The sequence below is a fragment of the Pseudomonas bohemica genome, assembly GCF_002934685.1.
In the GTDB taxonomy this organism is placed as follows: domain Bacteria; phylum Pseudomonadota; class Gammaproteobacteria; order Pseudomonadales; family Pseudomonadaceae; genus Aquipseudomonas; species Aquipseudomonas bohemica.
In genome coordinates, this window is sequence record NZ_NKHL01000119.1 from 44,308 (window position 1) to 68,005 (window position 23,698).

Annotated in this window: 16 protein-coding genes; 12 read left to right on the forward strand and 4 right to left on the reverse strand. The window is 60.3% G+C overall.

Annotated features, from left to right (window positions below):
• Positions 1-47: 47 nt before the first annotated feature.
• From CE491_RS24525 to CE491_RS24535, 3 genes are all read right to left on the reverse strand, one after another.
• Positions 48-740 carry an SPOR domain-containing protein gene (locus CE491_RS24525; protein ID WP_110950921.1) on the reverse strand — a complete coding sequence of 231 codons (693 nt, stop codon included), beginning with the start codon at positions 738-740 and terminating at the stop codon, positions 48-50.
• A 1-nt stretch (position 741) separates the two neighbouring features.
• On the reverse strand, positions 742-2,478 hold the full coding sequence (gene argS / locus CE491_RS24530; RefSeq protein WP_110950922.1) for an arginine--tRNA ligase: 1,737 nt from the start codon (positions 2,476-2,478) through the stop codon (positions 742-744).
• Between the two features lie 251 nt (positions 2,479-2,729).
• Entirely contained in the window at positions 2,730-4,949 is a 2,220-nt protein-coding gene (locus CE491_RS24535; protein ID WP_110950923.1) for a primosomal protein N', read from the reverse strand.
• Positions 4,950-5,117: 168 nt separating this feature from the next.
• On the opposite strand from CE491_RS24535, the gene rpmE reads away from it, so the two are divergent.
• The 3 genes from rpmE (at position 5,118) to CE491_RS24550 (ending at position 7,629) form a co-directional block, all read left to right on the forward strand.
• Positions 5,118-5,354 carry a 50S ribosomal protein L31 gene (gene rpmE / locus CE491_RS24540; protein WP_110950924.1) on the forward strand — a complete coding sequence of 79 codons (237 nt, stop codon included), beginning with the start codon at positions 5,118-5,120 and terminating at the stop codon, positions 5,352-5,354.
• A gap of 23 nt (positions 5,355-5,377) precedes the next feature.
• A complete protein-coding gene (locus CE491_RS24545; protein WP_110951122.1) occupies positions 5,378-6,181 on the forward strand; it encodes a thermonuclease family protein in 804 nt (267 codons plus the stop codon).
• A 179-nt stretch (positions 6,182-6,360) separates the two neighbouring features.
• Positions 6,361-7,629 carry a malic enzyme-like NAD(P)-binding protein gene (locus CE491_RS24550; RefSeq protein WP_110950925.1) on the forward strand — a complete coding sequence of 423 codons (1,269 nt, stop codon included), beginning with the start codon at positions 6,361-6,363 and terminating at the stop codon, positions 7,627-7,629.
• A 153-nt stretch (positions 7,630-7,782) separates the two neighbouring features.
• Here the strand turns inward: CE491_RS24550 and CE491_RS24555 are convergent, their stop codons facing one another.
• Positions 7,783-10,257: a penicillin-binding protein 1A gene (locus CE491_RS24555; protein WP_407681370.1), complete on the reverse strand. Its 2,475-nt coding sequence runs from the start codon at positions 10,255-10,257 to the stop codon at positions 7,783-7,785.
• A 209-nt stretch (positions 10,258-10,466) separates the two neighbouring features.
• On the opposite strand from CE491_RS24555, the gene CE491_RS24560 reads away from it, so the two are divergent.
• The 9 genes from CE491_RS24560 to gltB all read left to right on the forward strand — a co-directional run bounded on the left by CE491_RS24560 (position 10,467) and on the right by gltB (position 23,621).
• Positions 10,467-11,531 (forward strand): pilus assembly protein PilM, encoded by a 1,065-nt coding sequence (locus CE491_RS24560; RefSeq protein WP_110950927.1) that lies wholly within the window; start codon positions 10,467-10,469, stop codon positions 11,529-11,531.
• Positions 11,531-12,112 (forward strand): PilN domain-containing protein, encoded by a 582-nt coding sequence (locus tag CE491_RS24565; RefSeq protein ID WP_110950928.1) that lies wholly within the window; start codon positions 11,531-11,533, stop codon positions 12,110-12,112. The genes CE491_RS24560 and CE491_RS24565 overlap by 1 nt, the downstream gene beginning before the upstream one ends.
• On the forward strand, positions 12,109-12,756 hold the full coding sequence (gene pilO, locus CE491_RS24570) for a type 4a pilus biogenesis protein PilO (protein WP_110950929.1): 648 nt from the start codon (positions 12,109-12,111) through the stop codon (positions 12,754-12,756). Before CE491_RS24565 ends, pilO begins: the two co-directional genes overlap by 4 nt.
• Positions 12,753-13,280 (forward strand): pilus assembly protein PilP, encoded by a 528-nt coding sequence (locus tag CE491_RS24575; RefSeq protein WP_110950930.1) that lies wholly within the window; start codon positions 12,753-12,755, stop codon positions 13,278-13,280. The genes pilO and CE491_RS24575 overlap by 4 nt, the downstream gene beginning before the upstream one ends.
• Before the next feature lie 53 nt (positions 13,281-13,333).
• On the forward strand, positions 13,334-15,424 hold the full coding sequence (pilQ, locus tag CE491_RS24580; RefSeq protein WP_110950931.1) for a type IV pilus secretin PilQ: 2,091 nt from the start codon (positions 13,334-13,336) through the stop codon (positions 15,422-15,424).
• Positions 15,425-15,428: 4 nt separating this feature from the next.
• Complete coding sequence (gene aroK / locus CE491_RS24585; RefSeq protein ID WP_110950932.1) at positions 15,429-15,947, forward strand: shikimate kinase AroK; 519 nt, start codon at positions 15,429-15,431, stop codon at positions 15,945-15,947.
• A 129-nt stretch (positions 15,948-16,076) separates the two neighbouring features.
• A complete protein-coding gene (gene aroB, locus CE491_RS24590; protein WP_110950933.1) occupies positions 16,077-17,180 on the forward strand; it encodes a 3-dehydroquinate synthase in 1,104 nt (367 codons plus the stop codon).
• A 10-nt stretch (positions 17,181-17,190) separates the two neighbouring features.
• Positions 17,191-18,816, forward strand: coding sequence for an SPOR domain-containing protein (locus CE491_RS24595; RefSeq protein ID WP_110950934.1), 1,626 nt, complete (start codon positions 17,191-17,193; stop codon positions 18,814-18,816).
• 359 nt (positions 18,817-19,175) lie between these two features.
• Entirely contained in the window at positions 19,176-23,621 is a 4,446-nt protein-coding gene (gltB, locus tag CE491_RS24605) for a glutamate synthase large subunit (protein WP_110950935.1), read from the forward strand.
• The last annotated feature ends 77 nt before the right edge of the window (positions 23,622-23,698 follow it).

Here is a 23,698-nt window from a genome sequence, read left to right on the forward strand (position 1 = left end):
CTGGTGAGCACGCTCACTCCCACATGTCCTCCGTCGGCTGCCCGACCCTAGCGAGCCTGACGCTGTTGCAACAAAAGGTTACTGAAACCACCGCCCGCCAGTTGCTTCTGCGCCGTCGTCAGCTGCTCGCGGTTGCTGAACGGGCCAACCAGCACGCGGTACCAGGTTTCGTCCTTCACGGTGCCGGATTCAACCGTCGCCGCTTGCCCCAGCAGAATGATCTGCGCACGCACCTTGTCCGCGTCGGTCTGCTTGCGGAACGAACCCGCCTGCAGGAAGAACGTCGTCACCGGTGCGGGTTTGGCAACCGGCGGCGGTGGCGGAGGCGTCAGGCCGCTGAGGGCTGCCTGGGCGCGGGCCGTGTCGATCTTCGCCGCCTGCTCGGGGCTGACGGGCGTCGTTGGCGCAGCCACTGACGGCGGCGTCTTCTCCGGCACGGCTTCGTTCGGCACGATCACTTCCGACTCAGGCAGCAGTGTGTAGAAATCGTACTTTGGTTTCACCGGAGCGGTCGGGCTCGGCGGCGTCTTGTTCGCCTCGGCGATTTTTGCCGCCTTGGCATCGGCCTTGACCCTCTTGATGTCATCGCCACTGCCGGGTTCGAGCTTCATCAGGAAAACGACGAAAGCGCCGACGGACAGGCCGATTGCCAGCCATACCCATCCCGGAATCGGCTTCTTCGCGGGTGCCTGGTACCGGCTGGCGCCGCGCTTGGGAGCAGGTTTCTTTTTGACTGCCAACTTACATACGCTCCAGAGTTTCCAGACCCAGCAGTTGCAGGCCTTGCTTGAGGGTGCGACCAGTCAAATGCGCGAGGCGCAGACGACTTTGTTGTTGCTCGGGGTTTTCCGCGCTCAGGATCGGGCAGTTTTCGTAAAAGCTGGAAAACAGCCCGGCCAGATCGTACAGATAGGCGCAAAGCACATGTGGTGTGCCCTTTTCGGCGACGTTGTTCACCGTTTCGCCGAACTGCGCCAGACGCGCTGCCAGATCCTGTTCCTGTGGTGCTTCGAGGATGATCTGACCCTTGGTCTCATCGAACGCCTCGCCCAGCTTGCGGAATATGCCGGCCACGCGGGTGTAGGCATAAAGCAGATAGGGCGCTGTATTGCCTTCGAAACTCAGCATCTGATCGAAGTTGAAGCTGTAGTCGCTGGCGCGGTGCTTGGACAGGTCGGCGTACTTCACCGCGCTGATGCCCACGGCCTTGGCGATGCTGCGCAGTTCGTCTTCAGCGACTTCCGGGTTCTTCTCCTTGACCAGCACGTAGGCGCGCTCTTCGGCTTCGTCCAGCAGATCGACCAGCTTGACGGTGCCGCCATCGCGAGTCTTGAACGGGCGGCCATCGGCGCCGTTCATGGTGCCGAAGCCCATGTGCTCCATTTGCATGTTGTTGGTGACGAAACCAGCGCGACGGGCGACTTCGAACACCTGCTGGAAGTGCAGGGCCTGACGTTGATCGACGAAATACAGCGCGCGGTCGGCTTTTAATACATTGCTGCGATAACGCACGGCCGCCAGGTCAGTGGTGGCGTAGAGGTAGCCGCCACCGGCTTTTTGTACGATGACCGGCAGAGGCGTGCCTTCGGCGGTCTTGAACTCATCGAGGAACACGCACTGTGCGCCGTTGCTCTCTACCAGCAGACCGGCTTTCTTCAGGTCGGCCACGACATTGGCGAGGTCATCGTTGTAGGCGCTTTCACCCATGACGTCTTTCGGCGTCAGCTTGACGTTCAGGCGCTCGTACACTTGCTGACAGTGCGACAGGGAAATGTCCTTGAAGCGGGTCCACAACTTCAGACATTCAGGGTCGCCCGCCTGCAGCTTGACCACCAGACCGCGAGCGCGCTCGGCGAACTCTTCGGACTCGTCGAAGCGGCCTTTGGCGGCGCGGTAGAAGTTTTCCAGGTCTGACAGTTCGTCGCTGGTCGCCGGGGTTTCCTGCAGATAGGCCAGCAGCATACCGAACTGAGTGCCCCAGTCTCCGACGTGGTTCTGACGAATCACGGTATCGCCGAGGAACTCCAGAACGCTGGCAACGCCATCCCCGATGATGGTCGAGCGCAGGTGGCCGACGTGCATTTCTTTGGCCAGGTTCGGCGCGGACAGGTCGACCACCACGCGCTGGGCGGGACCATTCTTGCGCACCGACAGCGTGGCGTCGGCCAGGGCAGCGTCAAGGCGCGACGCCAGGGCTTGGGTATTCTGGAAGAAGTTGAGGAAGCCTGGACCGGCGATGTCGACCTTGCTGATCTGCTCATCGGCAGGCAGGGCAGCGACGATTTTCTCGGCCAGATCGCGGGGTTTCATGCCTGCGGGCTTGGCCAGCATCATGGCGATATTGCTGGCGAAGTCGCCGTTTTTCTTGTCCTTGGCGTTTTCCACCTGAATCGCCGGCGTCAGCCCTTCCGGCAAGACGCCTTCGGTGACGAGTTGGCTCAGAGCTTGTTGGATCAGCTGGCGGATGGTGTCTTTCATGGTGCTCTCTTTCGACCGCAAGCGCGGCAGCGCTTCGATGCGCGGGTGGAAAAACTGGGCATTATCCGTTGCCGGAGCCACCTTGCCAACCGCGCTGGATGCGCGGTTGTGAAACGGGGCGTGAATCTGGACGCGCGGACGCCCTTCTTTGTAGGAGCGCGCTTGCCCGAGGTTGCGTCCGCACCTTGGGCATCTCTGGTCACTGACGCACCGCCATCGCGGGCGGGTGCGCTCCTACAGGTTCGGCAGCATCAATACAAATCCACCGGGTCCACATCCAGCGACCACCTTACCTGGCGCCCGCTGGGCATGTTCTCCAGTGCCAGCATCCAGGTCGCCAGTAGCTTGTGCAACGGCGCGCGAGCGTTGGCCTGTACCAAAAGCTGAGCGCGATAGCGCCCCGCTCGACGCTCCATCGGAGCCGGAACCGGGCCTAACAGTTCAATCCCGCCCAGTGCCATTTCCTTCAATAGATGCTCCGCCTCCCTACAGGCATCGTCGAGAAAACCTTCAGCTTGCCCCGGCTTATGCGCCTCGGCACGCAACAGCGCCAAATGTGAAAACGGCGGAAGACCTGCAGCGCGACGTTCGCTCAGGGCCTGCTCGGCAAAGGCGAAGTAACCCTGTTCAGTGAGCTGGATCAGCAGCGGATGATCGGCCAGGTGCGTCTGAATGATCACCTTACCCGGCTCTTCCGCCCGCCCGGCACGCCCTGCGACTTGCACGATCAATTGCGCCATGCGCTCGCTGGCGCGGAAGTCTCCGGAAAACAGCCCGCCGTCCGCATCCAGAATCGACACCAGGGTCACCCGTGGAAAGTGATGCCCTTTGGCGAGCATCTGCGTGCCCACCAGAATGCACGGATGGCCCTTCTGAATCGTGGCGAACAGCTGATTCATCGCGTCCTTGCGCGACGTGCTGTCGCGGTCGACGCGCAACACGGGGTAGTCCGGAAACAGAATCGCCAGACGCTCTTCGGCGCGCTCGGTTCCTGCACCGACAGGGCGCAGGTCGACCTTGCCGCAGGCCGGACAGTTACGCGGTACGCGCTCGACATGCCCGCAGTGATGACAGCGCAGCTCGCCGGAGCGTTGATGGACCGTCATGCGCGCATCGCAGCGGTTGCATTCCGATAGCCAGCCACAGTCGTGACAGAGCAGGGTTGGGGCGAACCCACGCCTATTGAGAAACACCAGCACCTGCTGCCCGGCCGCCAGTGTCTGTCCGATGGCTTGCTGCATGGGGCCGGAAATGCCGCTGTCCAGTGGACGACTTTTCACATCCAGGCGCAGGAATCGGGGTTGCTGCGCGCCACCGGCGCGCTGGCTCAGACGCAGGAGAGCGTAGCGGCCGGTGTAGGCGTTGTGCAGGCTTTCCAGTGAAGGTGTGGCCGAACCCAGCACGATCGGGATGTCTTCCTGACGCGCGCGGACCAGGGCCAGATCCCTGGCGTGATAACGCAGGCCTTCCTGCTGTTTATAGGAGCCATCGTGCTCTTCGTCGATGATGATCAGGCCAGGGTTCTTCATGGGCGTGAACAGCGCCGAGCGTGTGCCGATGATGATGTCCGCCTCGCCATCGCGCGCCGCCAGCCAGGCATCCAGGCGATCACGGTCGTTGACCGCCGAGTGCAGCAAGGCGATGCGCGCGTTGAAGCGTTGTTCGAACCGGGCCAGCGTCTGCGGGCCGAGATTGATCTCCGGGATCAGCACCAGCGCCTGCTTGCCGGCTTCAAGCGTCTCCCGGATCAATTGCAGATAGACCTCGGTCTTGCCGCTGCCCGTCACTCCCGCCAACAACGAAGCATGAAAACTGCCGAAACCGGAACGTATGGCTTCAAAGGCGGCGCGCTGCTCGGTATTGAGGGGCAACTCAGGCTGGGCGAGCCAGTGTTCATGTCGCGCCACGGGTGCATGGCCGCGCACTTCTACCGTGACCAGCTCTTTGGCCAGCAGCAGGTTCAGGCTGTCCCGGTTCAGCATCAGCTTGCTCAGCAGCTGATGAGCAACACCATGGGGATGCTGCGCCAATGTTTTCAGCGCTTCTTTCTGTTTCGGGGCGCGGGCGATGCGCGGATCATCGACGCTGGCCCCGTTCGCAATCTGCCAGAAGCGCTCCTGACGCGCCTCGGCCGGCTCGCCCTGGCGCAGCAACACCGGCAATGCCCAGCTCAAGGTGTCGCCCAGGCTGTGCTGGTAATACTGCGCCGTCCACAGGCACAGCTTGAAGAGGGCTGGAGGCAACGGGGCTTCGCTGTCCAGCACGGCGATGGCCGGTTTCAGTTTGTCGGCAGGGACTTCGCTGTGATCAGTGATCTCCACCAGAATGCCGATCATCTCCCGGCGACCGAACGGCACCCGAAGACGCATGCCTGGCTGCAAGGCACTGCGCGCAACGCCGGCGGGAGCACGGTAGTCGAACAGGCGACGCAGAGGCGAGGGCAAGGCGAGGCGCAGAATGGCGTCGGGCACGCGGGGGATTTCCTGTTACGGAGTATGACCAAGGCCGCGATCTTAGCAGACGACCGGCATCAGCGTTCGCTTGCGTGATTTGCATTGTCTGTTAATATGCGCGGCCTAATTCCGTGCGGTATTCAACAATAGTGTTGGGTGGCGGCACGCTAGCCTGAGGAAATACCGATGAAAGCTGATATCCATCCAGTTTACGAAGACGTCGTTGCGACCTGCAGCTGCGGCAACGTCATCCACACCCGTTCCAACCTGGCCAAGCCATTGAGCCTAGACGTTTGCAACGAGTGCCACCCGTTCTACACCGGTAAGCAAAAGACTCTGGACGTTGGCGGTCGCGTCGACAAGTTCAAGTCGCGTTTCGGTGCGTTCGGCGCCACCAAAACTCCAGCTCCGGCTGCAGAGTAAGGGTGGTTGCTCTGGGGGTTCCGGTGGAATTCTCCAGACTGCTAAAGAAGGCGTCCCTCGTGGGCGCCTTTTTTATGTCTGCGATTTGGCTCTCCGCCGCCAATGCCTTGTGCCCGGCGCCCTCGAACTTGCCTGCCGCGCAGGTGCAGCGCGTGGTCGATGGCGACACGCTGCGTCTGAAGGATGGGCGCAGCGTGCGCATGATCGGTCTGAATGCGCCGGAAACCGGCAAAAAAGGTCAGTCCGCCCAACCATTTGCCGAGGCCGCCAAGCGACGACTGCAAACCCTGGTGGATGACAGCGACGGTCAGGTGGGTTTGCGAATCGGTGAGCAGGCGACCGATCGTTACGGTCGCACGCTTGCCAATGTGTATGACCGCAATGGCGCCAACCTCGAAGCCCAGTTGCTGGCCGAAGGGCTGGGCTATCTGGTAGCTGTTTCGCCTAACGTGGCGCTAGTCGATTGCCAGCAGGCTGCAGAACGGACCGCGCGGCAAGCGGGGCTGGGGTTGTGGCGCAATTCGCCAGTCCAATCATCCGATCAGATAAACAGTGGCGGATTCGCCGTGGTATCGGGCCGGGTCAGCAGCGTTGAACGCAACGGCGGTGGCATCTGGATTGAACTCGGCGACGCGTTGGTGCTGCGCATTGCGCCAGATCTCGTAGGACAGTTCGACAGCGAAAGACTCCAGCGTCTGAAAGGTCAGCAGGTCGAAGCGCGTGGCTGGATCGTGGACCGCTCCCGTCGCGGCGGTCTGAAGCCTGGGCAACCACGCTGGATGATGCCCATCACTCATTCAGTCATGTTGAATACAAATTCAAACTGAAATTGTGAACATTTTTCGTGAGCGATTGTTCTCAGCGCAAGCCTTGTATTCCGCGGCTCTACGCTGAAAGTCGTAGATGCGGCCTCTTGACACAGGTGACCTGGCAGTCTTGTTAGGACTTTGTGACTTGCGTATGCTCGTTCGTCCGTCTGTCCAACAGCAAAAAAGCGGAATCCCCCATGTCAGATTTGAAAACTGCCGCGCTCGAATATCACGCCAACCCTCGCCCTGGGAAACTGAGCGTCGAACTCACCAAAGCCACCGCCACCGCCCGCGATCTGTCCCTGGCCTACAGCCCAGGCGTTGCTGAGCCTGTGCGTGAAATTGGCCGCGATCCTGAACTGGCGTACAAGTACACCGGTAAAGGCAACCTGGTGGCGGTCATCTCCGATGGCACCGCGATCCTGGGCCTGGGTAATCTCGGTCCGCTGGCTTCCAAACCGGTAATGGAAGGCAAGGGTGTTCTGTTCAAGCGCTTCGCAGGTATTGATGTGTTCGACATCGAAGTCGATTCGGAAAGCCCGCAAGCGTTCATCGACACCGTGAAACGTATTTCCATCACGTTCGGCGGCATCAACCTGGAAGACATCAAGGCACCTGAGTGCTTCGAGATCGAAAAGGCGCTGATCGAGCAGTGCGACATCCCGGTTTTCCACGATGACCAGCACGGCACTGCGATCGTAACCGCAGCCGGCATGATCAACGCCTTGGAAATCGCCGGCAAAACGCTGGAAACGGCGAAGGTCGTCTGCCTGGGCGCTGGCGCTGCGGCCATCTCCTGCATGAAGTTGCTGGTGAGCATGGGCGCGAAGATCGAAAACATCTTCATGATCGACCGTAACGGCGTGGTTCACTCCGAGCGTTCCGATCTGAACCAGTACAAGGCGCAGTTCGCTCACGCAACCGAGAAACGCACGCTGGCTGACGCTCTGGACGGTGCTGACGTGTTCGTCGGTCTGTCCGGCCCGAACCTGCTGAGCGCCGAAGGCCTGAAATCCATGGCGGCCAACCCGATCGTGTTCGCCTGCTCGAACCCTGATCCGGAAATCTCGCCAGAGCTGGCGCACGCCACACGCAACGACGTGATCATGGCGACCGGCCGTTCGGACTATCCGAACCAGGTCAACAACGTACTGGGCTTTCCGTTCATCTTCCGTGGTGCTCTGGACGTCCGCGCCAAGCGCATCAACGAGGAGATGAAGATCGCGGCGGCCAACGCCCTGCGTGAACTGGCCAAGCTGCCAGTGCCAGAGGAAATCAGCGACGCTTACGGCGGCATCAAGCTCGAGTTCGGCCGAGAGTACATCATCCCGAAACCGCTGGACGTGCGTCTGCTGACAGTCGTTTCCGATGCCGTTGCCAAGGCAGCCATCGAAAGTGGCGTGGCAACCCTGCCGTATCCGAAGCACTATCCGCTGACGAATGTGGATCAAGTGTTCAACGGGTAAAAGCATTTGCAGCTCCCCAAAAAAAACCGGCTGAGGCCGGTTTTTTTGTGGGGTAATTTCAAGTCACAAGTCACAAGTCACAAGCCACAAGCCTCAAGTTGAACGTGCACCTGGTTTTTTCTTGAGGCTTGCAGCTTAGGGTTGCCGCTGCTGTTAGAAGAGATCGATCGGCGCCGATTCATCCGCTGGCAACGGGCTGCCAGGTGCTGGGCTGCCGTTGAGTTCGTTCACGCTTGGCGGGGTGTCTTCGCTTTTGAACAGCTCGAAGAACGCGCCGGCCGTGCTTGGCGTGGCAGAACGACCGCTGACTGGGTCGATCCGCAGGCTGAGGATGCCATCCGGCTCGGCCTGGACGTGAGGCGGCTTGTCCTTCAGCGCCGCACCCATGTAGCTCATCCAGATCGGCAGCGCGACGGTGCCGCCGAACTCGTGACGTCCCAGGCTTTCCGGCTGGTCGAAACCGGTCCAGACCGTGGTCACGTAATCCCCGTTATAGCCGGAGAACCACGCATCTTTCGAGTCGTTGGTGGTACCGGTCTTGCCCGCGATATCCGGACGGTTCATCGACAGCGCCCGACGCCCGGTACCGCGCTTGATCACGTCCTGCAGCATGCTGTTGAGGATGTACGTGGTACGGCCGTCGACGATGCGCGGCGCAACAGCAGGGGCGGGCGGTGCGCCATTGGTGTCCAGTGCATTGGGAACGGTGTTCGCCGTCAGTGCAGGGGTTTCGGGGGCAGCATACGTCGTAGCATTGCTCACCATCGCTTCGTCGACTGCTTTGGGGTTTGGGTCGTTGGCCGGAACGGTTGGCGGATTGGCGACGAACAGCGTCTTGCCTTCGCGGTCTTCGATCTTGTCAATAAGGTATGGACTGACCTTGTAGCCGCCGTTGGCGAACGTACTCCAGCCGCTGACGATTTCCATCGGCGTCAGTGTCGCGGTACCCAGCGCCAACGACAGATTCGGCGGCAGGTCCTGCTTGTTGAAGCCGAAGCGGGTGATGTAGTTGATCGCCGTGTTGACCCCCAGGCTTTGCAGCAGGCGGATCGATACCAGGTTGCGCGACTTGTACAACGCTTCGCGCAGGCGAATCGGACCCAGGAACGTGCCCGTGTCGTTCTTCGGACGCCAGACCTTGTCAATGGCTTCGTCGACGAACACGATCGGCGCGTCGTTCACCAGGCTGGCAGCGGTGTAGCCGTTATCCAGTGCCGCCGAATAAAGGAAGGGCTTGAAGCTGGAACCTGGCTGACGCTTGGCCTGCATGGCGCGGTTGTAATTGCTTTGCTCGAAGGCAAAACCACCGACCAGCGCCCGAATTGCACCGTTTTTAGGGTCCAGCGATACCAGTGCGCTCTGCGCCTGCGGGACCTGGCTGAATTTGAGCGAATTGTCAGCCTGGCGCTGCACACGTACCAGATCGCCGACGTGCGCCACATCGGAAGGCTGCTTCGGATTGGCGCCAACGCTGTTGGTATTCAGGAACGCCTTGGCCCACTTCATGCTGTCCCAGGCGACCGTATCTTCTTCATCGCCGTTGCGGGTCAGAACGTGGATGCCGTTCTTGTCCACCTGACTGACGATTGCCGGCTCCAGACCACTGATCGGGCGCTGTTTGGTCAGCTCCTGCGCCCAGCCGTCGCGAGTCAGGCCCGGGAAGCGGCTTTCAGGCCCGCGATAGCCGTGGCGCTGGTCGTATTCGATCAAGCCTTCCTGAACCGCCTGATTGGCGTCTTCCTGAAGATTGCTCGGAACAGTAGTGGTGACGCGGAAGCCTTCTGTGTACGCTTCGCTGCCGTAGCGACCGACCATTTCGGCGCGGGCCATTTCGGCGATGTACGGCGCGTTCACTTCAGGGCTCTGAACGTGATAGCTGGCGTTGATTGGCTCGGCCAACGCGGTCTGATAGGTGTTCTGGTCGATCTTGCCCAGCTTGAACATGCGGCCCAGAATCCAGTCGCGACGCTCCTTGGCGCGCACGGGGTTGGCCAGTGGGTTGAATCGTGACGGTGCCTTGGGCAGACCGGCGATCATCGCCATCTGCGCAACGCTCAGATCGCGAATGGATTTGCCGTAGTAAACCTGTGCCGCGGCCTCGATTCCGTAAGCCCGGTTGCCCAGATAAATCTTGTTGACGTATAGCTCGAGAATCTCGTCTTTAGTAAGTTGGCGCTCGATTTGCAAGGCCAGAAGAATCTCGGTGGTTTTGCGGGAAAAGCTGCGCTCGCTGGTCAGGAAATAGTTCTTGGCGACCTGCATGGTGATGGTCGAACCGCCGGACTGAATGTGGCCGCTCTTGACCAGTTGGCTGGCGGCGCGCATCAGGCTGCTGGGGTCCACGCCGTAGTGGTTGGCGAAGTTATCGTCTTCGGCGGACAGCAGCGCGTGAATGAAATTAGGCGGGATATCGGCGAAACGGATCGGAGAACGGCGCATTTCGCCGAATTCTGCGATGAGTTTGCCGTCGCTGCTGAACACTCGCAGCGGAATTTGCAGCTGGATATTGCGCAGCGCGTCGACCGAAGGCAGATTCGGCGACAGGTAGAGAAAGGCACCGCTCAAGCCGAGCAGCAGCCCGCAGACGATAGCGACAATGGACCACCAGAAAAACTTCAGCAGGCGTATCAAGGCTTTTGGATTTCCAGAAAAAAGAATGGGTTAAGCGCAGGCATTTACAAATGAACACGCCTTGAAGCTTTGCTACACGAAAAAAACGCTGGGCATTATAAGCATTTTTCGTCGCCGAGCGTTATTTGCGCTACTGTCAAGACTGCCGGCAGTGGCGTTGGACAAAAAAATCTCCGTAAGTGACGGAAACGCATAGGGAATCGGTTGTGTTCGAACTCTTCAGTAAGAAGGCCAATACCCTTCTAGGGATCGATATAAGCTCCACCTCGGTAAAGCTTCTTGAACTGAGTCGTTCCGGCACCCGCTACAAGGTCGAGTCATACGCAGTCGAGCCGTTGCCCGCCAATGCAGTGGTGGAAAAAAACATCGCCGAACTCGAAGGGGTCGGCAATGCTTTGACGCGTGTACTGGCAAAAGCCAAGACAAACGTCAAAATCGCGGCGGTTGCCGTGGCGGGGTCGGCGGTCATTACCAAGACCATCGAGATGGATGCCGGGCTCTCCGACGACGAAATGGAAAACCAGCTCAAGATCGAAGCTGACCAGTACATTCCCTATCCGCTGGAAGAAGTCGCTATCGATTTCGAAGTGCAGGGCTATTCGGCGCGCAACCCCGAGCGGGTCGAAGTGCTGCTCGCCGCCTGTCGCAAGGAAAACGTCGAAGTCCGCGAAGCTGCCCTGGCGCTGGCCAATCTCACGGCGCGGGTGGTCGACGTCGAGGCCTATGCGCTGGAGCGTTCGTTCGGTCTGCTGTCCGCCCAACTGGGGCAGGATCACGAGCAACTGACCGTGGCAGTCATCGACATTGGCGCCACCATGACCACCCTTAGCGTGCTGCACAACGGCCGCATCATCTATACCCGCGAGCAGCTGTTCGGCGGACGACAGCTGACTGAGGAAATTCAACGCCGCTACGGCCTGTCCGTGGGCGAGGCGGGCCTTGCGAAGAAGCAGGGTGGGTTGCCGGACGACTACACCCTGGAAGTCCTGCAACCGTTCAAGGACGCCGTCGTTCAGCAGGTCTCTCGTTCATTGCAGTTCTTCTTCGCCGCCGGTCAGTACAACCGCGTCGACTACATCATGCTTGCGGGCGGGACGGCCTCCATTGCCGGACTGGACCGCTTGATCCAGGAGCGCCTGGGCACCCCGACCATGGTCGCCAACCCCTTTGCCGACATGGCGCTCAGCGCCAAGGTCAACGCCGGTGCGCTGGCCAGTGATGCCCCTGCATTGATGATCGCCTGCGGTCTGGCGTTGAGGAGCTTCGACTAATGGCAAGGATCAACCTACTTCCCTGGCGCGAACAACAGCGGGAGGAGCGCAAGAAGCGCTTCCTGCTTTCTCTGGTCGGCGTATTGATCGCGGGCATCGGTGCCATCTTGCTGGCTGATCAATATTTGAGCAGTGCTATCAGTCACCAGAATGCCCGCAATCAGTACATCAAAGCTGAAATTGTCCAACTCGATTCGCGGATCAAGGAGATCAGCGAACTCAAGACTCGGCGCAAACAATTGCTTGAACGCATGAAAATCATTCAGGACCTGCAAGGCAACCGGCCGATCATCGGCCGCATCTTCGATCAACTGGCCCGCACCCTGCCGGACGGGGTGTATTTCAACGAAGTGAAGATGACCGACAAGCTGATCAGCATTTCCGGCGCCGCCGAGTCGAACAATCGCGTATCGGATCTGCTGCGTAACCTTGAAGCATCCGACTGGATGGAGGCGCCGAGCCTTACCGAGGTCAAGGCCAACAGCGCCGCCGGTTCTGCCGACCAGTCCAACTCCTTTCAACTGACGGTGCGTCAGACTCAGCCTGCGGTAGACCCTGTCGTTCAAGGTGCCAAGCCATGAATATGAGTGAATGGCTGGACAGCCTGCGCAAGATCGACATCAACGATCTTGACTTCAATAACCTCGGTTCCTGGCCCGCTGCGGTCAAAACCATCGCTGCCGCCTTGCTGCTGGTGCTGGTCCTGGCCGGCGGATACTTCTTCTACATTCAGGACATGCAGACCCAGCTGGATCAGGCACGCAATGACGAAATGTCGTTGAGAGAGCAGTTCTCCAACAAGGCTTTTCAAGCGGCCAACCTGCCGGCCTACAAGACCCAGATGGTGGAAATGGAGAACACCTTCGGCGCCTTGCTGCGGCAGTTGCCAAGCGATACCGAAGTGCCCGGCCTGCTCGAAGACATTACCCGGACCGGCCTGGGCAGCGGGCTTGAGTTCGAGGAGATCAAGCTTCTGCCGGAAGCCGCTCAACAGTTCTATATCGAATTGCCAATCCAGATCACCGTCACCGGCGCTTATCACGACCTGGCGACCTTCGTCAGTGGCGTGGCCAGCCTGCCGCGCATCGTCACCCTGCACGATTTCGAAATCAAACCGGTGGACCCCAAGTCCCCCGGAAAACTGCGCATGAGCATCCTCGCCAAGACCTATCGCTACAACGACAAAGGGCTTCAGAACATTAACAACAAGGGGCCTGCGAAATGAGGGCCGTGCATTGGTTGTGGATCGGCGCCGCGCTGATGGGGTTGGCAGGTTGCGACAGTTCCAATGAGTTCGATGACTTGAAGCAGTTCACGGCCCAGGTGCGCGCCCGCCCTGTGGGCAATATCGAGCCGATGCCGAAATTTCGGCCGTATGAGGCTTTTACCTACGCGGCAGCGAATTTGCGCAGCCCGTTCCAACCGCCGATCAAGGTCGATCTGGTTGCCCGCCAGAAAGGTTCGCATCTGGTCCAGCCGGATCCGACCCGGGTCAAGCAGTTCCTGGAAGGCTTCAATATCGACGGCTTTGAGATGGTCGGTACGCTGAGCAATGAAACCGGTATGTTCGCTTTGCTGCGCGGCGCCGGTGGGGTTCATCGGGTCAAGGTGGGGGATTATCTGGGTCGCAACGACGGCCGGATCGTCTCCATCACCGAGTCCGAGGTGCAGGTGATTGAAATCGTTCCTGATGGAGAGGGAGCGTGGCTGGAGCGGCCGCGCAGCATTCCCCTTAAAGAACGCTCATGAAGACGACAAGCAAGCGATACACCTTCGGATCTGCACAGTGGTGGAATGTGAACATGACTAGGATTCTTTCGATTATCGGCGTGTCGCTATGGATGGCGATGCTTTCACCGATTCTCCAGGCGGCCAACCTCAAGGCGCTGGATGTCGCCGCATTGCCGGGGGATCGGGTCGAGTTGAAACTGTCCTTCGACGGGCCGGTGGCAGCCCCGCGCGGCTATACCACCGAGCAGCCGGCGCGGATCGCTCTGGACCTGCCCGGCGTCACCAGCCAGCTGGCGATCAAGAGCCGAGACCTGGGCTCGGGTAACGCCCACAGTGTCGTGGTGGTCGAAGCCAAGGATCGCACCCGCGTGATCATCAACCTGACCACGTTGGCCCCTTACAGCTCGCGTGTCGATGGCAACAACCTGTTCGTGGTCGTCGGTCAGGGCGCCGCAGCTGCGCAAGGCTCGCAACCGAGCACTGCCCAAGGTGCGCCGCGCGTGAGCGTGCCGCCAGCAGCGGTCAGTTCCGCAGCCACCAAGCCTGCTGCGCGGTCTTATGCGCCAGGTCCGCGTGCAGTCAAGAACGTCGACTTCCAGCGCGGCGAGCTGGGTGAAGGTAATGTCGTCATCGAGCTGAGCGATGCCGGTATCGCCCCGGACATCCAGGAGCAGGGCGGCAAGATCCGTGTCGATTTCGCCAAGACCCAATTGCCTGACCCGCTGCGCGTGCGCCTCGATGTGAAGGACTTCGCGACCCCGGTGCAGTTCGTCAATTCCAGTGTCAGCGGCGACAAGGCGAGTATTTCCATCGAGCCTTCGGGCGCCTTCGATTACTCGGCCTATCAGACTGACAACAAGCTGACCATCAGCGTGCGCCCTTTGACCAATGAAGACGTGGCGCGTCGTAACGCGGACAAGCTGGTGTACACCGGCGAGAAGCTGTCGCTGAACTTCCAGGACATTGACGTGCGTTCGGTGCTGCAACTGATCGCCGATTTCACCAATCTCAACCTGGTGGCCAGTGACACCGTTCAGGGTGGCATCACCCTGCGCCTGCAAAACGTGCCGTGGGATCAGGCTCTGGATCTGGTGCTCAAGACCAAGGGCCTGGACAAGCGCAAGATCGGCAACGTGTTGCTGGTCGCGCCCGCCGACGAGATCGCGGCGCGCGAGCGTCAGGAGCTGGAATCGCTCAAGCAGATTTCCGAACTGGCGCCGCTGCGTCGCGAATTGCTGCAAGTGAACTACGCCAAGGCCGCAGACATCGCCAAGCTGTTCCAGTCCGTGACCAGCGCTGAGTCGAAATCCGACGAGCGCGGTTCGATCACTGTCGATGAGCGCACCAACAACATCATTGCCTACCAGACTCAGGATCGTCTGGACGAGCTGCGTCGCATTGTCTCGCAGCTGGACATTCCGGTGCGTCAGGTGATGATCGAAGCACGCATCGTCGAAGCCAACGTCGATTATGACAAGTCACTGGGCGTGCGTTGGGGCGGCTCCTCCACGGGCGGTAAATACACCACTGGCGGCAGCGGTACCGTAACCGGGGATGCCGCCACCAACGGTCCTTATGTGGATATGGGTGTCAGCGATGCGACGTCGTCGATCGGGCTGGGTTTCCTGACCAACAACACGATTCTCGATCTTGAACTGACGGCCATGGAAAAAACCGGCAACGGCGAAGTGGTCTCTCAGCCCAAGGTCGTCACCTCGGACAAGGAAACAGCGAAAATCCTGAAAGGTACGGAAGTGCCGTATCAGGAGGCCAGCTCCAGTGGCGCAACTTCGGTGTCGTTCAAGGAGGCATCGCTGTCCCTGGAAGTTACCCCACAGATCACCCCGGACAACCGCATCATCATGGAGGTCAAGGTCACCAAGGACGAGCCTGACTACGTGAATACCGTGCTGGGCGTGCCGCCTATCAAGAAGAACGAAGTCAACGCCAAGGTACTGGTATCCGACGGAGAGACCATCGTGATCGGCGGTGTGTTCTCAAATACGCAGAATAAAGTCGTCGACAAGGTGCCATTTCTGGGCGATGTGCCGTATGTTGGCCGCCTTTTCCGGCGGGATGTGATCACCGAGTCAAAATCCGAGCTGTTGGTATTTCTCACTCCGCGTATCATGAACAACCAGGCGATTGCTGTGAGTCGTTGATTCTGTGCGAAATTTAATACTTGTGGGGCCGATGGGGGCTGGCAAAAGCACCATCGGTCGTCTGCTGGCCAAAGAGCTTCGATTGCCGTTCAAGGATTCCGACAAGGAAATCGAACTGCGAACGGGCGCCAATATCCCATGGATCTTCGACAAGGAAGGTGAAGCGGGCTTTCGTGATCGGGAACAAGCCATGATCGCTGAGCTGTGCGCCTTTGATGGCGTCGTGCTCGCGACCGGTGGCGGTGCGGTGATGCGTGAGGAAAACCGGCGGGCCCTGCACGCGGGCGGACGTGTGGTATATCTGCATGCCTCCGTGGAGCAGCAGGTCGGCCGCACCTCCCGTGATCGCAACCGGCCTCTCTTGCGTACCGCAGATCCGGCCCGCGTACTGCGTGAGCTGTTGGCTATCCGTGATCCGTTCTATCGGGAAATCGCCGATGTCATCATCGAAACCGATGAACGGCCGCCGCGAATGGTGGTTCTTGACATCCTCGCCCTGTTGGCCGAGCTTCCTCCCCGTTAAAGCGCAGGCGAAAATGCGCTATCCTCGGCGTCCATAAAAAGCAGGGTCGCCTAGTGGCCTTGCGCCGTGGTCCGTATCGTCGCGTTGGCGTCGAACAGGCATCCAATTGTTATAAGAGTGTGGGGACACATGCAGACACTTAAGGTCGAGCTTGGCGAGCGGAGCTACCCGATTCATATTGGCGAAGGCTTGCTTGATCGGCCCGAGTTGCTCACGCCGTACATCGCCGGCAAACAGGTCGCGATCGTTTCCAACAGCACCGTCGCACCGCTCTACATCGAGCGCCTGACCAAGGCGCTGGCCGGGTACAACGTCCTGCCGATCGTGCTTCCTGATGGCGAAGCCTTCAAGAACTGGGAAACCCTGCAGCTTATCTTCGACGCCCTGCTGACTGCGCGCCATGATCGACGCACGACCGTGATCGCGCTCGGTGGCGGTGTGATCGGTGACATGGCCGGTTTCGCAGCCGCCTGTTATCAGCGCGGGGTGGACTTCATTCAGGTGCCGACCACGCTGCTGTCTCAGGTCGACTCCTCCGTTGGCGGCAAGACCGGCATCAACCACCCGCTGGGCAAGAACATGGTCGGCGCGTTCTATCAGCCGAACGCCGTGCTGATCGACACCACCTCGCTGAACAGCCTGCCTGAACGCGAGCTGTCTGCCGGGCTTGCCGAGGTCATCAAATACGGTCTGATATGTGACGAGCCGTTCCTGACATGGCTCGAAGAGAATATGGACAAGCTGCGCGGCCTGGATCAGGCCACGCTGACCACCGCCATCGAGCGCTCCTGCGCGGCCAAGGCTGCAGTGGTCGGTGCCGATGAGCGTGAATCGGGCGTGCGCGCAACGTTGAATCTGGGGCACACCTTCGGTCACGCCATCGAAACCCACATGGGTTATGGGGTCTGGCTGCATGGTGAAGCCGTCGCGGCCGGTACGGTCATGGCGCTGGAGATGTCGACGCGCCTGGGCTGGATCAGTGAGCAGGAACGCAATCGTGGCATTCGTCTGTTTCAGCGTGCCGGTCTACCGATGGTGCCGCCTGAAGACATGACGCCTGAGCATTTTCTCGAGCACATGGCGGTGGACAAGAAGGTGATCGATGGGCGTTTGCGGTTGGTGCTGCTGAGCCGCATGGGCGAAGCAGTGGTGACCGACGAATATCCAAGAGACGTACTACAGGCCACACTGGTCGCGGATTACCGCGCCTTGGTGGATCAGCTTAGAGGTTAATGAGAAATCCATGACTAGTTTGCACGCCGATGAGGCCTTTCTCGGTCACTACCAATTGAGTCATGACCCCTTTGCCACGCGGGTCCCCGGCTTCAAGTTCTTCCCTGCCCAGCGCAAGCCGGTGCTGGGACAGTTGCATCATCTGGCCCGCTACAGTCAGTTGCTCCTGCTGGTCACGGGCCCTCACGGCAGCGGCAAGACCCTTCTGCGTCAGGCGCTGGTCGCGAGCACCAACAAGCAATCGGTGCAAAGCGTGGTGGTTTCCGCCCGTGGCGCGAGCGACGCTTCCGGTGTGTTGCGTCAGGTGGCTCAAGCGTTGAACGTTGCGCAGCCGGAAATGCGCGCGATCCTTTCGCAGGTCGTGCAACTGGCGCTCACCGGCCAGGAAGTCTACGTGCTGGTAGACGATGCCGAACAACTGGGCGAATCCGCACTCGAAGCGTTGTTGGGATTGGCGGCGGGCACCCCGGAAGGTCGTCCGCACGTCTTCCTGTTCGGCGAGGCTTCGATCATCGACCGTTTGGACCAACTGTGTGCCGAGAGCGGCTCGGAAGAGGAACGCTTCCACGTTATCGAGCTTGCACCGTATTCCGAAGAAGAAACCCGTGAGTATCTGGCTCAACGCCTGGAGGGCGCCGGACAAGGCATTGAAGTCTTAAGCGCCGAGCAGATCACCGATATTCACGAGCAGTCCAATGGATGGCCGGGCGCGATCAACCAGGTCGCGCGCGACTCGATGATCGAAGCCATGATCGCCAGCCGCTCTGCGGTAAAGCGTCCAAGTATGGGGTTCAAAATGCCTAAGAAACACGTGTTGGCTTTGGGTGGGGTTGTTGTGGCAGCGGTGCTCGCTGCGTGGTTGATTCCAGGGCGCAACAGCGCGCCGACGGCTCCGGCCAACTCCCAGGCACAACTGCCGCTGGGTCAAGGCACGGCGCCTGCTCAGCAATCGAATAACGGTGGCCCGGCCATCGAGTTCGCCGGTAATTCACAGCCGGTGCCGCTACCGTTGGGCGGTAACTCGCAACCGGTGATGCGCGGTCCTCTGGCTGAAGCTGCGGGTTCCGGCGAAGGAGATGGAGAAGACGGCGGCCCGGCTGCCAACCAGCCGTTGCAGCCTCCGACCGTGACCACCACCGCGCCACCTGCAGGCGCTGCGGCGGGTCCTGCTCCGGCGATGGCACAAACGCCAACGCCGACGCCACGTCCTGCACCGGCCCCGGCGGCCAAGCCGACGCCTGCCCCGGCCCCTGCTGCCAAACCCGCGCCGGCGCCGACTCAGGTCGCGACCGCCAAGCCTGCGCCTAAACCCGCCGAAAAATCTGCTCCTGCTGCTCCCACGTCTGCCGGTGGCACCTGGTACGCCGGCCAGGCTCCGACTCACTATGTGGTGCAGATCCTCGGCACCAGCTCCGAAGCCACCGCTCAGAGCTACGTGAAAGAGCAGGGCGCCGAGTACCGCTACTTCAAGAAAACCCTACAGGGCAAGCCTCTGTACGTCGTGACTTACGGCAGTTTTGCCGACCGTAATGCGGCGCTCGCCGCGATCAAGGTCTTGCCAGCGAAGGTTCAGGCTGGTAAACCTTGGCCTCGCACTGTCGGCAGTATCCAACAGGAACTGGCCGCAGCTCGCTAAGAACGCAGCGACCCTACCCGGGTCGCTCGATTAGCTCTCCTGAATTTCACGCATGAGCGTGCTGACAATGAGCAGCGCGCCTTGCGGTGTCTGCGTCTCAGGCACACATTGAACTTTGGGCTCTCTTTGGTCAGACTCGCAACAAAGCTCTGGCTAGCACGAGAATCGTTTTAAAACCTTTCATCAATGCGACATAAATTTGCGACGTTTCGTCGCTAAATTTGTGAGGCTTTGTGTCGGTGTGTACAATGACCTCCCTTTTGCTCCCGCAAAGCTGGCGTACGTTCAGCGTGGATGGTAAATGGTTGAATTGAAAAGAAATTTGCCTCGATAAGGGGCAGCCTGGTGAGAATGTGTCTATGAAAGCAGGTCTGTACCATCCAGAAGAATTCAAGGATAACTGTGGTTTCGGCCTGATCGCCCATATGCAAGGCGAGCCCAGTCATCACCTGTTGCAGACGGCTATCGAAGCCCTGACCTGCATGACCCACCGTGGTGGGATCAACGCCGACGGCAAGACCGGTGACGGTTGCGGGCTGTTGATTCAAAAACCCGACATGTTCCTGCGTGCCGTGGCTCAGGAGCACTTTGGTGTCGAGCTGCCGCGCCAGTATTGTGTGGGCATGGTGTTCCTCAACCAAGACGATACCAAGGCCCAAGCCGCCCGCGAAAACATGAACCGCGAAATCCTTGCGGCCGGCCTGACGCTGATTGGCTGGCGTCAGGTGCCTGTCGACACCAGCGTTCTCGGCCGCCTGGCGCTGGAGCGTCTGCCGAAAATCGAGCAGGTGTTCATCGGCGGTGAAGGCCTGAGCGATCAGGAATTCGCGATCAAGCTGTTCAGTGCTCGTCGCCGTTCGTCAGTATCCAACGCCGCTGACGCCGACCACTACATCTGCAGCTTTTCGCACAAGACCATCATCTATAAAGGCCTGATGATGCCGCGTGACCTCACGGCATTCTATCCAGACCTCAACGACGAGCGCCTGCAGACCGCAATCTGCGTGTTCCACCAGCGCTTCTCGACCAACACCCTGCCGAAATGGCCGCTGGCTCAGCCGTTCCGCTTTCTCGCCCACAACGGCGAGATCAACACCATCACCGGTAATCGCAACTGGGCGCAGGCCCGTCGCACCAAGTTCACCAACGATCTGATGGACCTGGAAGAACTCGGTCCGCTGGTCAACCGCGTGGGCTCCGACTCCTCAAGCATGGACAACATGTTGGAGCTGATGGTCACCGGCGGCATCGACCTGTTCCGTGGCGTGCGCATGCTCGTGCCGCCCGCATGGCAGAACGTTGAAACCATGGACCCGGATCTACGCGCGTTCTATGAATTCAACTCCATGCACATGGAGCCGTGGGATGGCCCGGCCGGTATCGTGATGACCGAAGGTCGCCACGCGGTCTGCCTGCTCGACCGTAACGGTCTGCGTCCGGCGCGCTGGGTCACCACCAAGAACGGCTATATCACCCTGGCGTCGGAAATCGGCGTGTGGAACTACACGCCAGAAGACGTCATCGCCAAGGGCCGAGTCGGGCCGGGCCAGATCTTCGCCGTGGACACCGAAACCGGCCAGATTCTCGATACCGACGCCATCGACAGTCGTCTTAAGTCGCGCCATCCGTACAAGCAATGGCTGCGCAAGAATGCGCTGCGCATTCAGGCGACCCTGGAAGATCACGACCACGGTTCGGCGTTTTACAACCCGGATCAGCTCAAACAGTACATGAAGATGTTCCAGGTCACGTTCGAAGAGCGCGACCAGGTGCTGCGTCCGCTGGGTGAGCAGGGTCAGGAAGCCGTGGGCTCGATGGGCGACGATACGCCAATGGCCGTGTTGTCGCGCCGCGTGCGCACGCCGTACGACTATTTCCGTCAGCAGTTCGCGCAGGTGACCAACCCGCCGATCGACCCGTTGCGCGAAGCCATCGTCATGTCGCTGGAAGTCTGCCTCGGTGCCGAGCGCAACATCTTCCAGGAATCGCCAGAACACGCATCGCGCGTGATCCTCAGCTCGCCGGTTGTTTCCCCGGCCAAGTGGCGCTCGCTGATGACCCTGGAACGTCCGGGCTTCGACCGCGCCATCATCGACCTGAACTACGACGAAAGCACCGGCCTTGAAGCCGCTGTGCGCAACGTCGCCGATCAGGCCGAAGAAGCCGTGCGTTCCGGTTGCACCCAGATCGTGTTGAGCGACCGTCACATCGCACCGGGCAAACTGCCGATCCACGCTTCGCTGGCGACCGGCGCGGTTCACCACCGCCTGACCGAAAAAGGCCTGCGCTGCGACAGCAACATTCTGGTCGAGACCGCCACCGCTCGCGATCCACACCACTTTGCCGTGCTGATCGGCTTCGGTGCGTCGGCGGTCTATCCGTTCTTGGCCTACGAAGTGCTGGGCGATCTGATCCGTACCGGCGAAGTGCTGGGCGATCTGTATGAAGTGTTCAAGAACTACCGCAAAGGCATCACCAAAGGCCTGCTCAAGATCCTGTCGAAAATGGGCATCTCGACCATCGCCTCGTATCGCGGTGCGCAGCTGTTCGAGGCTATCGGCCTGTCCGAAGAAGTCTGCGACCTGAGCTTTCGTGGCGTGCCGAGCCGCATCAAGGGTGCGCGCTTCGTCGACATCGAAGACGAGCAGAAGGCCCTGGCCGGCGAAGCCTGGAGCCCGCGCAAGCCGATCCAGCAAGGCGGCCTGCTGAAGTTCGTCTACGGCGGCGAATACCATGCTTATAACCCTGACGTGGTGGCGACGTTGCAAGCCGCCGTGCAGCACGGCGACTACAGTAAATTCAAGGAATACACCGCGCTGGTGGACAATCGTCCGGTGTCGATGATCCGCGATCTGTTCAAGGTCAAGGAACTCGATACGCCGCTGTCGATTGACGACATCGAGCCGCTGGAAGCGATCCTCAAGCGTTTCGACTCGGCGGGTATCTCGCTGGGCGCACTGTCGCCGGAAGCTCACGAAGCGCTGGCCGAGGCGATGAACCGTCTGGGCGCGCGCTCCAACTCCGGTGAGGGCGGCGAAGATCCTGCGCGCTACGGCACCATCCGCAGCTCCAAGATCAAGCAGATCGCCACCGGCCGTTTTGGGGTGACGCCTGAGTATCTGGTCAACGCCGACGTGCTGCAGATCAAGGTCGCCCAAGGTGCCAAACCGGGCGAGGGCGGTCAACTGCCCGGCGGCAAGGTCAACGGTCTGATCGCCAAACTGCGTTATGCGGTGCCGGGTGTGACCCTGATTTCGCCTCCGCCGCATCACGACATTTACTCGATCGAAGATTTGTCGCAGCTGATTTTCGACCTCAAGCAGGTCAACCCGGCGGCGCTGGTCTCGGTCAAGCTGGTGGCAGAAGCGGGCGTAGGCACCATCGCCGCCGGTGTGGCCAAGGCCTACGCAGACCTGATTACCATTTCCGGTTACGACGGTGGCACCGGCGCATCGCCGTTGTCGTCGATCAAATATGCGGGCGCCCCGTGGGAAATCGGTCTGGCCGAAACCCACCAGACCCTGCGCGGCAACGACCTGCGCGGCAAGGTTCGGGTGCAGACCGACGGTGGTCTGAAAACCGGTCTGGACGTGATCAAGGCCGCGATCCTCGGCGCCGAGAGCTTCGGTTTCGGCACCGCGCCGATGATCGCGCTGGGCTGCAAATACCTGCGTATCTGTCATCTGAACAACTGCGCCACCGGCGTCGCGACTCAGAACGACAAGCTGCGCAAGGACCACTACATCGGCACCGTCGACATGGTGATCAACTTCTTCACCTATGTAGCTGAAGAAACCCGTGAGTGGCTGGCCAAGCTGGGCGTGCGTTCGCTGGAAGATCTGATCGGCCGTACCGACCTGCTGGACATCCTGCCGGGCGAAACCGCCAAGCAGCAGAATCTGGACCTGACGCCTCTGCTGGGCAGCGACCACATCCCGGCAGACAAGCCTCAGTTCAGCCTGGTGGACCGCAACCCGCCGTTCGACAAGGGTCTGCTGGCCGAGAAAATGGTCGAGATGGCCAAATCGTCGATCGAGTCCAAGGCGGGCGGCGAATACGAACTGGATATCTGCAACTGCGACCGCTCCATCGGTGCGCGTATTTCCGGCGAAATTGCCAAGCTGCACGGCAACCAGGGCATGAACGACGCCCCGGTGACCTTCCGCTTCAAGGGCACTGCCGGCCAGAGTTTCGGTGTATGGAACGCCGGCGGCCTGAACATGTACCTGGAAGGCGACGCCAACGACTACGTCGGTAAAGGCATGACCGCGGGCAAGCTGGTGATCGTGCCGCCAAAAGGCAGCCCGTTCAAAACTCAGGACAGCGCTATCATCGGTAACACCTGCCTGTACGGCGCAACCGGCGGCAAGCTGTTTGCCGCGGGTACCGCAGGGGAGCGCTTCGCTGTGCGTAACTCGGGTGCCCACACCGTTGTGGAAGGCACCGGCGATCACTGCTGCGAATACATGACCGGCGGTTTCGTCTGCGTCCTGGGCAAGACCGGTTATAACTTCGGCTCCGGCATGACCGGCGGTTTCGCTTACGTGCTCGACCAGGACAACACTTTCGTTGACCGGGTCAACCACGAACTGGTCGAAATCCAGCGCATCAGCGGCGAAGCGATGGAAGCGTATCGCAGCCACCTGGAGCGCGTGCTCGCCGAATACGTTGCAGAAACCGATAGCGAGTGGGGCCGTAATCTCTGGGAAAACCTGGACGACTACCTGCGCCGCTTCTGGCTGGTGAAGCCAAAAGCCGCGAGCCTGAAGTCGCTGTTGTCCAGCATCCTCGCGAACCCGCAATAAAGCAGCCACGAGCTGCAAGCTCAAAGCTTTCAGCTCCGTGGGTCGAACAGAATTTGATTTTCTTGCAGCTTCAAGCG